The sequence below is a fragment of the Ensifer sp. genome (assembly GCF_035999185.1).
GTDB lineage: Bacteria > Pseudomonadota > Alphaproteobacteria > Rhizobiales > Rhizobiaceae > Ensifer.
This window is the reverse complement of sequence record NZ_DASYHB010000163.1, coordinates 38,073-51,034: the sequence shown is the minus strand read 5'-3', so window position 1 is coordinate 51,034 and position 12,962 is coordinate 38,073. Positions and strand designations below refer to the sequence as shown.

Annotated in this window: 13 protein-coding genes and 1 pseudogene; 7 read left to right on the top strand and 7 right to left on the bottom strand. The window is 62.3% G+C overall.

What is annotated here, in order from left to right; translation table 11 throughout:
- The 3 genes and pseudogenes from VGO04_RS20715 to VGO04_RS20705 form a co-directional block, all read left to right on the top strand.
- Positions 1–618: pseudogene (locus tag VGO04_RS20715) on the top strand (F0F1 ATP synthase subunit beta); the annotation flags it as partial.
- Positions 619–736: 118 nt separating this feature from the next.
- Entirely contained in the window at positions 737–1,138 is a 402-nt protein-coding gene (locus VGO04_RS20710; RefSeq protein ID WP_327497837.1) for a F0F1 ATP synthase subunit epsilon, read from the top strand.
- Positions 1,139–1,327: 189 nt separating this feature from the next.
- Positions 1,328–2,755: a mannose-1-phosphate guanylyltransferase/mannose-6-phosphate isomerase gene (locus tag VGO04_RS20705; RefSeq protein ID WP_327497836.1), complete on the top strand. Its 1,428-nt coding sequence runs from the start codon at positions 1,328–1,330 to the stop codon at positions 2,753–2,755.
- Positions 2,756–2,849: 94 nt separating this feature from the next.
- Here the strand turns inward: VGO04_RS20705 and VGO04_RS20700 are convergent, their stop codons facing one another.
- Positions 2,850–3,953, bottom strand: coding sequence for a saccharopine dehydrogenase family protein (locus VGO04_RS20700; RefSeq protein WP_327497835.1), 1,104 nt, complete (start codon positions 3,951–3,953; stop codon positions 2,850–2,852).
- Positions 3,954–4,080: 127 nt separating this feature from the next.
- On the opposite strand from VGO04_RS20700, the gene VGO04_RS20695 reads away from it, so the two are divergent.
- Entirely contained in the window at positions 4,081–4,512 is a 432-nt protein-coding gene (locus VGO04_RS20695) for an Lrp/AsnC family transcriptional regulator (protein ID WP_327497834.1), read from the top strand.
- Between the two features lie 34 nt (positions 4,513–4,546).
- Here VGO04_RS20695 and VGO04_RS20690 read toward each other — a convergent pair whose 3' ends face one another.
- Positions 4,547–5,455, bottom strand: a complete 909-nt coding sequence (locus VGO04_RS20690; protein ID WP_327497833.1) for a DUF6030 family protein — start codon at positions 5,453–5,455, stop codon at positions 4,547–4,549.
- 288 nt (positions 5,456–5,743) lie between these two features.
- Between VGO04_RS20690 and VGO04_RS20685 the strand changes: the two genes are divergently transcribed.
- Together VGO04_RS20685 and VGO04_RS20680 are read left to right on the top strand one after the other, a co-directional pair.
- A complete protein-coding gene (locus tag VGO04_RS20685; protein ID WP_327497832.1) occupies positions 5,744–6,649 on the top strand; it encodes an aminoglycoside phosphotransferase family protein in 906 nt (301 codons plus the stop codon).
- Between the two features lie 324 nt (positions 6,650–6,973).
- Entirely contained in the window at positions 6,974–7,723 is a 750-nt protein-coding gene (locus VGO04_RS20680) for a F0F1 ATP synthase subunit A (protein ID WP_327497831.1), read from the top strand.
- 39 nt (positions 7,724–7,762) lie between these two features.
- On the opposite strand, the gene VGO04_RS20675 is transcribed toward VGO04_RS20680, so the two are convergent.
- The 4 genes from VGO04_RS20675 to VGO04_RS20660 are packed head-to-tail and all read right to left on the bottom strand — an operon-like array spanning position 7,763 to position 11,305.
- Complete coding sequence (locus VGO04_RS20675; RefSeq protein WP_327497830.1) at positions 7,763–8,614, bottom strand: metal ABC transporter permease; 852 nt, start codon at positions 8,612–8,614, stop codon at positions 7,763–7,765.
- Positions 8,611–9,471: a metal ABC transporter permease gene (locus VGO04_RS20670; RefSeq protein ID WP_327497829.1), complete on the bottom strand. Its 861-nt coding sequence runs from the start codon at positions 9,469–9,471 to the stop codon at positions 8,611–8,613. Before VGO04_RS20670 ends, VGO04_RS20675 begins: the two co-directional genes overlap by 4 nt.
- A complete protein-coding gene (locus tag VGO04_RS20665; protein WP_327497828.1) occupies positions 9,468–10,403 on the bottom strand; it encodes a manganese/iron ABC transporter ATP-binding protein in 936 nt (311 codons plus the stop codon). Before VGO04_RS20665 ends, VGO04_RS20670 begins: the two co-directional genes overlap by 4 nt.
- The gene (locus tag VGO04_RS20660; RefSeq protein WP_327497827.1) at positions 10,400–11,305 is read right to left on the bottom strand and encodes a metal ABC transporter substrate-binding protein; all 906 of its coding nucleotides are present in this window, start codon (positions 11,303–11,305) and stop codon (positions 10,400–10,402) included. Before VGO04_RS20660 ends, VGO04_RS20665 begins: the two co-directional genes overlap by 4 nt.
- A 121-nt stretch (positions 11,306–11,426) precedes the next feature.
- Here VGO04_RS20660 and VGO04_RS20655 point away from each other — a divergent pair, with 121 nt between their 5' ends.
- Entirely contained in the window at positions 11,427–11,855 is a 429-nt protein-coding gene (locus VGO04_RS20655) for a Fur family transcriptional regulator (protein ID WP_065774062.1), read from the top strand.
- Positions 11,856–11,925: 70 nt separating this feature from the next.
- On the opposite strand, the gene VGO04_RS20650 is transcribed toward VGO04_RS20655, so the two are convergent.
- Complete coding sequence (locus VGO04_RS20650) at positions 11,926–12,873, bottom strand: DMT family transporter (protein WP_414650573.1); 948 nt, start codon at positions 12,871–12,873, stop codon at positions 11,926–11,928.
- Between the last annotated feature and the right edge of the window lie 89 nt (positions 12,874–12,962).

Genomic DNA, 12,962 nt, shown 5'->3' with positions numbered 1-12,962 from the left:
CGTATTCCGTCGGCCGTGGGTTACCAGCCGACCCTGGCGACCGACATGGGCCAGATGCAGGAACGCATCACCACCACGACCAAGGGTTCGATCACCTCGGTTCAGGCCATCTACGTTCCGGCCGACGACTTGACCGACCCGGCGCCGGCTACCTCGTTCGCCCACCTGGACGCAACGACGGTTCTGTCGCGCTCGATCGCCGAAAAGGGCATTTACCCGGCCGTTGACCCGCTCGACTCCACGTCGCGCATGCTCGACCCGATGATCGTTGGCGAAGAGCACTACGAAGTGTCGCGTAAGGTCCAGACGACCCTGCAGCGCTACAAGTCGCTCCAGGACATCATCGCCATCCTGGGCATGGACGAACTGTCTGAAGAAGACAAGATCGCCGTTGCTCGCGCTCGTAAGATCGAACGCTTCCTGTCGCAGCCGTTCTTCGTCGCCGAAGTCTTCACCGGTTCGCCGGGCAAGCTGGTTGCTCTCGAAGACACGATCAAGGGCTTCAAGGGCCTGGTCAACGGCGAGTACGACCACCTGCCGGAAGCTGCCTTCTACATGGTTGGCTCGATCGAAGAAGCGGTCGAAAAGGCCAAGAAGCTGGCTGCAGAAGCCGCTTGATTTGACTGTTAAGCCTCGGCGCCACGGCGCCGAGGCTTTCATCCTGCCTTTCGATAAGGGCAGGGAAGACATGCACAGCCGCCTTTTGAGGTGGCGCGCCCACGAAAAGTGAATGGTCATGGCCGATTTCAACTTTGAGCTTGTTTCCCCCGAGCGCCTGCTCCTCTCCGAAAAAGTGACGGAAGTCGTTCTTCCGGCGACTGAGGGCGAGATGACCGTGATGGCCAATCACGCTCCGACGATGACGACGATCAAGCCCGGCGTGGTTACGGTCAAGACGGCCGACGGCAAGACCGAGCGTTTCGCAGTGTTTGGCGGCTTCGCCGACATCCTGCCGACCGGTTGCACGTTGCTCGCCGAATCCGCCGTTCACGTCGACGAACTCGACCGCACGGCTCTCGAAAACCGCATCGAAGCGGTTCGCGCAGAGCTTGAAGGTGCCGGCGACGAGAAAAAGACCCGTCTTGAGCAATTCGTCGCCGAACTGACGAAGCTCGGCGAGGTCGTGATCCCGGCCTGAAAGGGACACCCGCAAGGGTAGCGCGAATGAAAAAGCCCCGCCTTCGAGCGGGGTTTTTTGTTGTCCGATCGGACCGGTTTCGACTGATCTAAGGGCGAATGGTGGCACCGATCCACCGCTTTAGCTATTCTTCACCACCGATCCTGTATTCATCGCTGATCACGCAGCCTACCAAGGAAGAGCGCTCGCATGACGTCGAAGATTGTTCCGGTGATCATGGCGGGGGGAAAAGGCACCCGTCTTTGGCCGCTCTCGCGCTCCGCTGCGCCAAAGCAGTTCCTGCAGATCCTGTCTGAACGGTCGCTGTTCCAGCAAACGCTCGAACGCGTCAGCGATGCGGAGCGCTACGCGCCGGCGATCGTGGTCACCAACAGCGACTTTCGTTTCATCGTCGCCGAACAGGCGCGCGCGATCGACATCGATCTCGGCGATATTCTGCTTGAACCGGTGGCGCGCAACACGGCGCCAGCCCTTGCCGCCGCCGCTTTCGCAATCCTCGATCGCTTCGGCCCTGAGGCGATCATGCATGTGCTCGCCTCCGATCATCAGATCGACGCGGGTGCCGTCTACGCCGACTGCGTCGCGCGCGCGCAGCAGGCGGCGTTGGGCGGCGCGCTGGTGACGTTCGGCATCACACCGACGGAGCCAGCCACCGGCTATGGCTATATCGAGAGCGGCGAGCAGGTGAGCGAAGGTGTCCATCGTGTCGCACGGTTCGTTGAGAAGCCCGATCGGGCCAAGGCGGAAGCGATGCTTGAGACCGGGCGCTACCTATGGAACTCGGGCATCTTCATGTTGCCGGTGAAGTCGTTCCTCGACGAGATGCAGCGCTACGCACCGCAGGTGTGGGAGGCGGCCCAAAACGCCGTCGCGCGCGCTTACAGGGATCTCGACTTCACCCGTTTGGAAACGGAGAGCTTCTCGTCCGCTCCGGATATTTCCGTCGACTACGCCGTGTTCGAAAAGACCGAGTGCGCCGCGGTCGTTCCGTCTTCCTTCCCCTGGTCCGATCTCGGAAGCTGGGACGCGGTCTGGAAGACAGGCGCCAAGGACAGTAACGGCAATGTGGTCATAGACAGGGCCACCGTATCGAACACGCGCAACTCGCTGGTTCTGTCACGCGACATTCACCTGGCGGTTCAGGGGCTTGAGGATGTAGCCGTCATCGCTGGCGAAGACGCCGTCTATGTCGGACGCCTGGACGACAGTCAGAGCGTCGGCAACATCGTCAAGGTGCTGGCACGGTCGCGCCAAACATCAGCGCTGACGGAGGTGCATCCGACGTCATATCGCCCCTGGGGCGCCGTGGCGGCGCTTTCGGAGGGGGAACGTTTCTCCGTCAAGCGCCTGCGGGTGACGCCGGGCAAGAAGATCTCTTTGCAGAAACATCACCACCGCGCCGAGCACTGGATCGTGGTGCGCGGTACGGCGGAGATCACCATGGGCGGAGAGACGCGGCTCCTGCACGAAAACGAGTCGGTGTTCATTCCGCAGGGGACCGTGCACAGGCTGCACAATCCGGGCAAAATCCCGTTGGAGCTGATTGAGGTGCAGACCGGCTCCTATCTCGCAGACGACGACATCATTCGCATGGAGGACGAGTTCGGCCGTAGCTAAGAGCCTCGATTGAGACCCGTTCCACTGTGAAAATGAAAAATGCCCGGGCCAAAGACCCAGGCATTGAAGTCGGCGCATTCGGACCGAGATTGGCTCAGCCGGCGACGCGCTCGCTCTCGCCCTTCTGGGCGTAGTAGTGACCGAAGCGGTTTGCGAGGAAGGTATCGAGTGCGATGTCTTCCTGACGGACGAAACCCTTCTGGGCGATCTTGCCTTCGGCGAGCAGATCGAGCACGGCGCAGATGCTGCCGGCGGTGGTGATCTGGATACCGCTCTGCATGCGACCGGCAACGACGCCGCTATAGACCTTGTTGGCGTAGGTTTCCTGGATCAGGCGGCCGTCACGGAAGCCCGAAACGGTGACGAAGATCACGACGACGTCCTGGGTGGTGGTCGGCAGCGAATTTTCGAAGATGTCCTTCAGGACTTCGCGGCGGTGACGCAGGCCGAGGTCGTTGAGGAGCGCCTTCATGATCGCGGCGTGGCCGGGATAGCGAATCGTCTTGTAGTTCAGCGTGCGGACCTTGCCCTTCAGCGTCTCGCACAGCGTGCCGAGGCCGCCCGAGGTGTTGAAGGCTTCGTAGGTGACGCCGTCGAGCGAGAATTCTTCGCGCTCTTCCATGGCCGGAACTTCGATCAGATTGCTTTCAACGATCGCCTCGCAGGGCTCGATGTATTCGTTGATGACGCCGTCGGTGCTCCAGGTGAGGTTGTAGTTCAGCGCGTTCGACGGATACTGGGGCAGGGCGCCGACGCGCATGCGGACGCTTTCGAGCGTCTGGAAGCGGCTGGCGAGATCGTTGGCGACGATCGAGATGAAGCCCGGTGCGAGGCCGCACTGCGGAATGAAGGCGGTCTTTGCCTTGGCGGCGATTTCCTTGACCTGGCGGGTGGACTCGACGTCTTCGGTGAGGTCGAGGTAGTGGATACCGGCTTCGGCGGCGGCTTCGGCGATTGCCACCGTCAGGTGGAACGGAGCGGCGCTGAGGACCGCGAACTTGCCGGAGAGAAGGGCGACGAGCGCCTTCTTGTCGCTGATGTCGACCGTTGCGGTCGTGATCGCAGCGTGCTTTTCCACCTGCTCCAGCTGCTCGGCGGCGCGGTCGGCGACACAGACGCTGTAGTCCCCGGTATGGGCGAGCATGCGAGCGATGGTGGAGCCGATCTTGCCTGCTCCGATGACGACGATATTCTTCATTCTTTCCCCCCAGGGCATGAGAAACTGCTTCTGTCTCTATTGTCGGGGGAGGAGTTGTTGATTTGAAGCGCTGATATGACTAAATCGCCTATATAAATTCGGCAGATTGCCCAACTGGACCGACGAAATGCAAATCACGGACAAGGATCGAGAGCTTCTCGCCATCCTCAGCGAAAATGCCCGCATGCCGACGGCGACGATCGCGCGGCGGCTCGGACTGTCGCGCACGACCGTGCAGGCACGGATCGAGCGTCTGGAGCGCGAGGGTGTCATCGCCGGCTATGGCGTCCGGCTGTCGGAAAGCTATGAGAAGGGACTGGTGAAAGCGCATGTGCTGATCACGATCGCGCCGAGAGCGCTTTCCCGCGTGACCCCGGAACTCAGCGCTATCAGGGAAATCCAGACCCTGCATTCGGTCAGCGGCAGCTTCGATCTTATCGCCGTGGTCGCGGCGACGTCGATCAGCGAGCTTGACCTGCTGATCGATCGCATCGGCGAGATCGACGGCGTCGACCGCACCCTGTCGTCGATCATTCTGTCGACCCGGATCGATCGGTAGGCGATCGCTTTCCGTTGCCTGGCGACCGCCGCTGCTACGGTTTCCCGGACGGAGAGGTGGCCTCTTTCTTGCTGGCCGCACCTTCGGGCACGTTCGCCGGCACATTCCAGGCGGTTGGCCCCTTAACGAAGGTGCGCAGGCTGCCGTCGCCATAGGCGAGCCATTTGCTCCGATCGAAATAGAGTTCGGCGATGCTCTTTGGCCGCGCGCGGGGCGGCTGGTTGGCGAGGAAATTGTAGCGTGGCGTTGTCTCGTCGGATTCGCGCTTGAACTGCACCCGACTGCCGAAGTGCTTGAGGTCGAATTCCCTCAACGCCTGGATCTGCAAGGTGATGCTGGCAGCATCGGCCCAGCGCACGTGATCGAGGAACACGGACGCGGCGCGGGCGGCTGCGGTGGTGACCGCCTGCGCATCCTCCTTTCGTTCGATGTTGAGTTTGACGCGGAAGGAGGTGATCTCCTCCTCACCGCTGCCCTTGACGAAAATGAAGATCGACGAAGGTTTGTCCTCACCCGGACGGGGAAAGTTGACGAGCGACGAACACTCCCATTGCCCCCGTTCGCCGGCACTCGATTTCCATTCCAGTTCGCGAAATCCCGCCTCGCGCAGTTCGTCGCAGAGCGCCTTCGGATCGCTGCGGATGACGCGCAGGAATTGTTGGTCCGGTGTTCCGAGATCCTGGAAGGTCCAGGCGGGCAGGGCGATGCGTGGCGGCTGGCGCTTCGTCGGCCCGGCCTCTCCCTGTTCGACGGGCTTCTGCTTGTCGAGAAAGGTCGTCGGAAGGCCGAATGCCAGCAGGGCCTTCCTGAGATTCCTCTGCCCGTTGGCCAGCAGGGCGGTTGCCAGAATGGCGGTGACGATAACCAGAAGGGCGACCAAGAAGAAGCGCAGGCCCGTGCGGCGGGGCTTCTCGACCGGTGTCTTGCCCTTGGCCGCGCTCATGCCGCCTCGCTTGCCCGATAATGGGCAATGAGGCGCTGAGCCTTCAGCGAAAGGCGGTCGGTCGGCCGGGTTTCCATGGTCTCAGGTTGTCAATATGTCCAAGATATCCAAGCCTTCTTCATCCTCGAAATCTGTCGCGGCGGCAATATGCAACCGCCGATCTAGGGCAGGTGGACCGCCCGCGTCGCAGCGCAATGCCTTGCCGACGAGAAGCGTCGTGAACAAAAAGTTGAAATCCGAGGGCGGTTCCATAGTTTGGGCTGCGGATTGAACGGGTTCGGGAAGGTCATGACAGCATCGACATTTGCCGCCTCCTCGATCGACACGCCGCTTGTGCGGCGGCTGATCGCGGCGCAGTTTCCGGAGTGGTCGGGCCTCGAGGTGCGGCCGATTGAGCCCGGCGGCTGGGATAACAGGACGTTCCGGCTCGGTGAGGAAATGACTGTGCGGCTGCCAAGTGCTGCGCACTACGTTCTGCAAGTGGAAAAGGAACATCTCTGGCTGCCGCGACTGGCGCCGCATCTACCGCTGCCCATCCCAGAACCTTTGGCCAAGGGCACACCCGGAGAAGGCTTCCCCTGGCACTGGTCGGTCTATCGCTGGCAGCCGGGCGAGACGTTAGCGGTCGAGCGGGTTGACGACGTTCGGCAAGTGGCAAGCGACCTGACGCGCTTTCTTCGAGCGCTCATGCAGGCGGACGCCACGGGCGGGCCTTTGCCCTGCGACCACAATTTTCATCGCGGTGGCCCGCCCGCCTTCTACGACGAAGAGACACGCCGCGCGCTTGCTTTGCTGCACGGACAGCTCGACACATCCGCGGCGAGAGATGTGTGGGAGGCCGCGCTCGCCGTACCGTTTGAGGGTCCCCCCGTCTGGTTCCATGGCGATATCGCCTGGGGCAACCTGCTTGTCGAGAACGGCCGGCTGAGCGCGGTGATCGATTTCGGCACCTCGGGGATCGGCGATCCGGCCTGCGACCTTGCCATCGCCTGGACGTTTTTCAGCGGCGAAGCCCGCGAAGTGTTCCGCAATGGCATGGCGCTTGACCGTGGCGCCTGGGCGCGCGGCCGTGGTTGGGCACTGTGGAAGGCGCTGATCGTTGTCGCCGGGATGACGGGTGCGCCGGTCGACGAAATGACGAGGCAACGCCGGGTCGTCGACGCGGTGCTTGAGGACCATCGTCGCTTTGGTTGAGGCCTTGTGCCCGTTGGCTTGACCTTCGGACTATTAGCCTCTAGTTCGGGCGCACGCGGGACGACCCGCGTCGAAGAACGCCCGGGGACGGCCCCATTATCTCGACCGAGATATATTGGAGTCGATTGCATCATGCAGCCCCACCGCCGGCGGTGCGCCTGTGCGCCCCTGACCTTTATCGAACAGCTGAGTATTTCCGTCCGGAGCGATCGCCACGCGCGACCAGTTTGGCTGTCCGTCACCCACACAACAACACACTGACGCGCCGGCGGCCGCCGCCGTGCGCCGCTGACCGTGTCATCACCCAAGACAACGAGGTTGATGATGGCTGGACCCATCGAACAATTTGAGATCAAGTCGCTGTTTCCGATCGCCGAGGTCGGCGGCCATCAGATCAGCTTTACCAATTCGGCCGCCTACATGGTTCTGACGGTGGCGATCGCCAGCCTGTTCCTGATCCTGTCGACGCGCAGGCGCGGGCTGGTGCCGAACCGGGCGCAATCGGCGGCCGAGATCCTCTATGAATTTGCGGCAAAGACATTGCGCGAAAATGCCGGCGAAAAGGGCATGCGCTTCTTCCCGCTGGTGTTCTCGCTGTTCATGTTCGTCCTGACCGCCAACCTGATCGGCATGTTTCCCTATGCCTTCACGGTCACGAGCCATATCGCCGTCACCTTCGCGCTGGCGCTGCTCGTGTTCCTGACAGTCACGCTCTATGGCCTCTACCGGCACGGTTTTGGGTTTCTGCGGTTGTTCATGCCGTCTGGCGTGCCCTTGGTGCTGGCGCCGATCATCATCCCGATCGAGGTGGTATCCTACCTCTCGCGTCCGGTCAGTCACTCGGTTCGTCTGTTCGCGGTCATGCTCGCCGGCCACATCACGCTCAAGGTTTTCGCCGGTTTTGTCGTCAGCCTCACCGGCTTCGGTGCGCTGGGTATGGTGGGCGCGGCCCTGCCGCTGATGATGACCGTGGCGCTGACGGGCCTGGAGCTGCTGATGTCGGTCATCCAGGCTTATATCTTCACCATGCTGACCTGCATGTACCTCAACGACGCGCTGCATCCGAGCCATTGAGAAACCAGAAGAGGCTCCCTGAGGAAGGGAGCCTCCTTGTCATTCGACCGCTGTTCGTCGCGCTTCGTTGCGCCAGGTTCGCCACGATGACCAGGCAAACGCGATGAGGAACATCGCCGTCATCAGGAGCACGATGGTCGGCGCCGGTGCACTGTCGATGAAGAAGGACAGATAGACGCCGCAGAACGAAGCCGTCATCGCGACCAGCACGGCGACGATGAGCATCATCCCCATGGTGCGGGTGATCAGGAAGGCGATGGCGCCGGGTGCGATCAGCATGGCGATCGCCAGGATCAATCCGACGGCCTTCAACGCTCCGACGATCGTCAGCGACAGGATAGCCAGGAGGCCATAGTGCAGCCAGTTGACCGGCAGCCCGACGGCCTTGGCCTGCGCCGGATCGAAGGCATGCAGCAGGAAATCACGCCATTTCACAGCGAGGATGCCTGACGTGACCAGCGCGATAACGGCTGTCTCGGCGATATCACGCCAGCCGATGCCGAGCATGTCGCCGAAGAGGATGTGGTCGAGATGCACGTCGCTCTGGATTTTGGTGTAGAGCACCAGCCCGAAGCCGAACATACCCGAGAAGACCACGCCCATGACCGTATCCTGCTTGATGCGGCTGTTTTCCTTGAGGTAGCCGGTCAAAAGGGCGCAGGACATGCCTGCGGCAAAGGCGCCGACGGCGAGCGGCAGGCCGACGATGTAGGAGATTACGATGCCGGGGAAGACGGCATGCGAGATGGCGTCGCCCATCAGCGACCAGCCCTTCAAGACCAGGAAGCAGGAGAGCATTGCGGTTGGGATCGCCACCAGCACCGAGATCAAAAGCGCATTGCGCATGAACTCGAACTCGAAGACGGCAAGCAGCAGGTCGAGCGAGATCATCGGGCTGCCTCCACCGGTTCGGCGCCGCGCCGGCGCGCGGCGAGCACGCCGTGTTTCGGTGCAAAGACGAAGGCCGCCAGGAAGATCAGCGTCTGCAGCACGATGATGATGCCGCCGGTGGCGCCGTCGAGGAAATAGCTGAAATAGGCGCCGAAGAAGCTGGTGAGCGCACCGATGGCGACGCTGATCAGGATCAGCCGGGGAAACCGGTCGGTCAGAAGGTAGGCGGTCGCGCCCGGGGTTACCACCATGGCGATGACGAGGAAGGCGCCGACGGTCTGAAGGGCCGCCACCGTACAGGCCGAAAGCAGCGTGAAGAACAGTACCTTGAGGAAAGTAGTGGGAATGCCGATCGAGCGGGCGTGGCTCTCGTCGAAGAAAGTGACCATCAGGTCCTTCCACTTCACCGTTAGGATGACGAGCGAGACGACGCCGATGATCGCGAGCTGCAGCGTATCGGCCGGCGTGATCGCCAGGATGTTGCCGAGCACGATCGTCTGGATGTTCACCGACGTCGGCGACAGCGACACCATGAACAGGCCAAGACCGAAGAAGGAGGTGAAGATCAGGCCGATGATCGTGTCTTCCTTCAACCGGGTGCGCTGGTTGAGGAAGAGCATGGCGCCGGCGGCAAGTCCGCCGGAGAAGAAGGCGCCGAGCGAGAAGGGAAGGCCGAGCATGTAAGCACCGGCAACGCCAGGCACGATCGAGTGCGAAAGCGCGTCGCCGATCAGCGACCAGCCTTTCAGCATCAGATAGGAGGACAGGAAAGCGCAGACGGCGCCGACCAGCGCGCTCACCCACATTGCGTTCACCATGTAGCCGTAGGTGAAGGGTTCGAGAAGCGTGGCGATCATTTGCCGTTCTGCTCCCCGTTGGTCTCGGGTTTTGCCGGCTGCGCCACCATGCGGTCCTTGTCGCCGTACATGACCAGAGGGCGCTCGTCGTCGGTGATGACGGCCAGCTGCCGCGGGTCGGCATCGTCATGCAGGCTGTCGCCGCCGAGCACGAAATGCCGGAGCACGCCGCCGAAGGCGAGTTCGAGGTTTTCGCGGGTGAAGGTCGTTTCGGTCGGGCCGTAGGCGAGAACGGTGTTCTTCAAGAGCACGGTGCGGTCGCAGAATTCCGGGACGCTGCCGAGATTGTGGGTCGAGACCAGCATGACCCGGCCCTCGTCGCGAAGGCCGATCAAAAGCCGGATGATCGCGTCTTCGGTCTTGACGTCGACGCCGGTGAAGGGCTCGTCGAGCAGGATCACCTTGCCGTCCTGGGCGAGCGCGCGGGCGAGGAAGACGCGCTTCTTCTGGCCGCCCGACAGTTCGCCGATCTGGCGCTTGCGGTAGTCGCTCATGCCGACCCTGGCGAGCGCCGCCTCGACCGCCTCATGGTCGGCCTTCTTGGGGATGCGCAGCATGTTCATGTGGCCGTAGCGGCCCATCATGACCACGTCCTCGACCAGAACCGGGAAGTTCCAGTCGACCTCTTCTGCCTGCGGCACATAGGCGACAAGGTTCCTCTTCAGCGCTTCGGGCACGGACCGTCCGAGGACCGAGATCTCGCCGCGCGACAGGCGTGCGAAACCCATGATCGCCTTGAAGAGTGTGGACTTGCCGCTGCCGTTGACGCCGACGAGGGCGGTGATCGTACCGGTCGGGATTTCGAAGGTGGCGTCGCGAAGGGCCCTCAGGCCGTTGCGATAGGTGACGGTTGCGCCTGAGACGCGGATGCCGCTGCCTTGCTCGCCGGAGGTCGGGACGGGGCCGGAGCGGGACTTCACCTGAAGGTTCATTGAGAAAGGCCTTTGGCGATGGTTTCCGACGTGACGCGCAGCAGATCGACGTAGGTCGGAACCGGGCCGTCTGCTTCGCTCAAGGAATCAACGTAGAGCACGCCGCCGTATTTTGCACCGGTCTCGCGCGCCACTTGCTCGGCCGGATCAGGTGAAATCGTGCTTTCGGAGAAGACGACGGGGATGTTGTTGGCCCTGACCGCGTCGATCACCTTGCGCACCTGCTGTGGCGTGCCCTGCTGGTCGGCGTTGATCGGCCAGAGGTAGAGTTCCTTCATGCCGAAATCGCGGATCAGGTAGCTGAAGGCGCCTTCGCTCGACACCAGCCAGCGCTTGTCTTCGGGGATCTTGGCGATCTCGGCGCGGATCGGCGCGATGGTCGCCTCGATCTTCTGCTTGTAGGCCTCGGCATTGGCCTTGTAGGTCTCGGCGTTGGGGGGGTCGTACTTCACGAAAGCGTCGCGAATGTTGTCCACGTAGATGAGGGCTGCCGAGGGCGACATCCAGGCATGCGGATTGGGCTTGCCGCTGTAGGGGCCTTCGGCGATGCCCATCGGCTCGACACCGGTCGAAACAACGACACCGGGCACGTCGTCGAAATTCTGGAAGAATTTTTCGAACCAGCGCTCGAGGTTCAGGCCGTTCCAGAGGATCAGCTTGGCGTCATGCGCCTTCAGGATATCGCGCGGGGTCGGCTGGTAGTTGTGAATCTCGGCGCCCGGCTTGGTGATCGATTCGACGATGGCCGCATCGCCTGCAACGTTCTTCGCCATGTCGGCAATGACCGTGAAGGTCGTCACTGCCTTGAACTTTTCCTGCGCCCAGGCGGCGGCAGGAACGAGCGCGATGGCTGCCATGGCAACTGCTGATGCCAGGATCGCGCGCCTTGTCTGATCGATCATTCCATACTCCCAAGTGTTGACGTTGACAGGAGTAGGGGAATGATTTGCATAAGTCAATGCAAATGAGAAGCATTCGCAACTGGCTATTTTCAAACCCAGCGCCCTTGGCTAGTGTACGGCCATGAAACAGAACAAGAATCGTGTCGAAGAACTGGAAGGTGTTTTGAGGGACGGCGGCGTGCGCGTGACGCGCCAGCGTGCCGCGATCCTGAAGATATTGGCGACTGCCGAAGACCATCCGGATGCGAGCGAGCTGCACCGCCGCGCCAAGGAAATCGACGCCACCGTATCGCTGTCGACCGTCTACCGGACCCTGTCGGCGCTGGAGCAGCAGGGCGTCGTGCATCGCCATGCGTTCGAAAGTGCGACGGCCCGTTTCGAGACCGCCGACGCGCCGCATCACGACCATCTGATCGATATCGACACGGGCGCCGTGATCGAGTTCCGCTCCGACAAGATCGAGCAGCTGCAAGCGGAGATTGCCGCCGAGCTCGGCTATGATCTGGTGCGCCACCGGCTGGAGCTCTACTGCCGCAAGCGCAAGGATTAAGCCAGTTTCTGGCCGCTGCGGCCCGCCCGATCGAGGGTGGGCGCCGCGCTGTTCTGCGATCTCGGCACCATCATCCACGATCAACGGTAGCCACGGCACTTCGCCGCGCCGGTATCGTCATGGCCGCGACGCCGATGATGACGCAGCCAAGGCCGATCCAGGCGGTGTCCGACAGCCGCTCGCCGAGAAAGAAAGCACCGATGGTAACGCCGACGGGCACGCGCAGATAGGCCTGAGCCGTCGCACCGACCGAGCCCAGCGTCTGGATCAGCCGGAAGTAGATGGCGAAGGCCAGCGCAGTTGAGAACACGGCAAGCCCGAGAAGCGCCAGCAGGGAATCCATCGAGGGCGAAAGCGTCCAGGGCCGGTCGACGATGAGGCTCGTCGGGATCAGGAGCACGGTGCCTGCAATCAGCGAACCGGCGGCGGGCATCATCGGGTCGAGCCCCCTAAAGCTGCGCCCGAAGATCGCGGCACCGGCATAGCAGACGGTCGCGAGCACCACGGCGAGCTGCGGCAGCAATTGTTCGCCAAGGCCGCCAAAGGCTTCCATGCCAATGATCAGGCTGATGCCGGTCATGCCGGCAATAACGCCGACGAGCTTGCGGGCAGTGACCGCCTCGTGGCGGGTAATCAGTGCCGTCATCAGGAAGGCGAAGATCGGCGTCGTCGCGTTGAGGATCGAGGCGATGCCGGCATCGATCGTCTGTTCGGCCCAGGCGATCAGCGTGAAGGGCACGACGCTGTTGAGGCAGGCCTGGAACAGGAACTTCCGCCAGGTCGCGGCGTCGCGCGGCATCTTCAATCCACGCCAGCGAAGGACTGCAAGCAGTATGGCGCCGGCAATCAGGGTGCGGGCGGCGATCAGCGTGATCGGCGGGATGGTCTCGATGCCGATCTTGATGAAGGTGTAGGAGGCACCCCAGAGTGTGGCGAGCGCAAGGAGCAGAGAAAGCTCGAGGGTGAGATTGGTCTTGGCCATGACAATTGAAACCTTCGTGTCGTCGTCGTTGCCCATCTTCTAGCGCCGTACGGGTGGCAGATGCTTCGGTAGCGGTCGAAGTATCGTGAGCGTGCTTTGCTCAACACGACAAAGCCCCGGCGCCA

Coding starts and splice junctions, on each gene's coding strand:
- VGO04_RS20700 (WP_327497835.1), bottom strand. CDS start 3,953: ATGAAGAATATCGTCGTCATCGGAGCAGGCAAGATCGGCTCCACCATC.
- VGO04_RS20675 (WP_327497830.1), bottom strand. CDS start 8,614: ATGATCTCGCTCGACCTGCTGCTTGCCGTCTTCGAGTTCGAGTTCATG.
- VGO04_RS20695 (WP_327497834.1), top strand. CDS start 4,081: ATGCAAATCACGGACAAGGATCGAGAGCTTCTCGCCATCCTCAGCGAA.
- VGO04_RS20655 (WP_065774062.1), top strand. CDS start 11,427: ATGAAACAGAACAAGAATCGTGTCGAAGAACTGGAAGGTGTTTTGAGG.
- VGO04_RS20650 (WP_414650573.1), bottom strand. CDS start 12,873: ATGGGCAACGACGACGACACGAAGGTTTCAATTGTCATGGCCAAGACC.
- VGO04_RS20705 (WP_327497836.1), top strand. CDS start 1,328: ATGACGTCGAAGATTGTTCCGGTGATCATGGCGGGGGGAAAAGGCACC.
- VGO04_RS20680 (WP_327497831.1), top strand. CDS start 6,974: ATGGCTGGACCCATCGAACAATTTGAGATCAAGTCGCTGTTTCCGATC.
- VGO04_RS20670 (WP_327497829.1), bottom strand. CDS start 9,471: ATGATCGCCACGCTTCTCGAACCCTTCACCTACGGCTACATGGTGAAC.
- VGO04_RS20685 (WP_327497832.1), top strand. CDS start 5,744: ATGACAGCATCGACATTTGCCGCCTCCTCGATCGACACGCCGCTTGTG.
- VGO04_RS20710 (WP_327497837.1), top strand. CDS start 737: ATGGCCGATTTCAACTTTGAGCTTGTTTCCCCCGAGCGCCTGCTCCTC.
- VGO04_RS20660 (WP_327497827.1), bottom strand. CDS start 11,305: ATGATCGATCAGACAAGGCGCGCGATCCTGGCATCAGCAGTTGCCATG.
- VGO04_RS20690 (WP_327497833.1), bottom strand. CDS start 5,455: ATGAGCGCGGCCAAGGGCAAGACACCGGTCGAGAAGCCCCGCCGCACG.
- VGO04_RS20665 (WP_327497828.1), bottom strand. CDS start 10,403: ATGAACCTTCAGGTGAAGTCCCGCTCCGGCCCCGTCCCGACCTCCGGC.